This is a genomic window from Bacillus sp. BF2-3 (genome assembly GCF_008368795.1).
Classification (GTDB): Bacteria; Bacillota; Bacilli; order Bacillales; family Bacillaceae_G; genus Bacillus_A; species Bacillus_A cereus.
Window position 1 is genome coordinate 1 of sequence record NZ_QOSA01000061.1, and the last position, 1,386, is coordinate 1,386.

Below are 1,386 nucleotides of genomic sequence, written 5' to 3' on the forward strand. Positions count from 1 at the left end.
TATTGCACCGGGCTCATTTTTAATTTTGCCTTTATCCGTTTTGTATTGTAATAATCTATATATTTTTCTAATTCTATTTTGAAGTGCTCTACACTTTCAAACTCTTTTATGTAGAGAAACTCAGACTTCATGATTCCAAAGAAATTCTCCATTACTGCGTTGTCATAACAGTTGCCTTTACGAGACATACTTTGTACGATACCTCTTTTTTGTAATGCGTGACGGTACTGTTTCATTTGATAATGCCACCCTTGATCTGAATGCATCATTAGTTGGTGATTTTCAGGTAAACCTTCTAATGCTGTCTCTAACATTTCTGAAACAAGTGAATACGTCGGTCTAGAGCCAATTGTATAGGTAATGATTTCACCATTATACAAGTCTAATACAGGTGATAAATAAAGTTTCTCACCGAATAATTTAAATTCTGTAATATCGGTTACCCATTTTTCATTTGGCGTATCTGCCGTAAATTTACGCTCTAAAATATGAGGTGCAATTTTACCAACTGTTCCTTTATAAGATTTATATTTTTTCATACGTACAAGACATTTTAAACCTAACTCTTTCATAATTCGTTGCACTTTTTTATGATTCACTATTTGATTACGATTGGCTAACTCATTACGAATACGACGATATCCATAACGACCTTCGTGTTCATCATAAATCGCTTTAATTTCTACTTTTAAATCGGCATCTGGATCGATTCTATCCATTTGTTTTACATAAAAATAATAGGTGCTTCGAGGGATATCCGCTAACTTTACTAATTCTTTCACTTGAAACTCATGCCTTAATTCATAGACTACTTGTGCCTTGTCTTGTTTGGTGATTTTTCCTTGTTTTGAACTAAGGCATTCAACTTTTTTAAATACGCATTTTCCATACGTAAGCGTTCTAATTCAGCTTGTAACGCTTCAACTGAACCTTCTGCCGGAATCTTTTTAGTATCATGTTTTGTGTTTTTATTTTTCATGGATGGACGCCCCTTTTTCTTTGGTTCAAGGGCATCTAAGCCACCTACTTCAAATTGCTTCTTCCATTGATAAACCGTTGTAAAAGAAGGAACCATGAATATAGCCGCTGTATCCATTAACGATATACCCGATTGAGCCATAAAATTTAGTACGTCTAGTTTAAACTCTGCGGTGTAATTTGTATAGACCTCGTGTAAACCTTCTTCTCCATGGAGTTCGTATAAGCGTAACCAGTATTGAAATTGTGCCTTTGTAATATGCATCTGTTTTGCATATTCTGCTTGAGAAATTATTTTCGGATTAAATCCTTGAACGAGCGTTAACTTTAAATCCTTCGTAAATTTTGTCATACAAAAAACTGCACCTCCAATTGTTAGACTGTGTCTAACAATTGGGGTGCAGTTCA

The 1,386-nt window shown here is 34.4% G+C and carries 1 protein-coding gene; it reads right to left on the reverse strand.

Annotated features, from left to right (window positions below; translation table 11 throughout):
* Positions 1-1,330 (reverse strand): IS3-like element ISBce18 family transposase gene (locus DN401_RS29250; RefSeq protein WP_149288119.1). Its coding sequence is split into 2 segments (ribosomal slippage), with 1,331 coding nucleotides annotated over them: positions 1-874 and positions 874-1,330; the frame shifts between segments, so codons are not numbered across the junction. This gene is flagged as partial in the annotation.
* Positions 1,331-1,386: the final 56 nt, after the last annotated feature.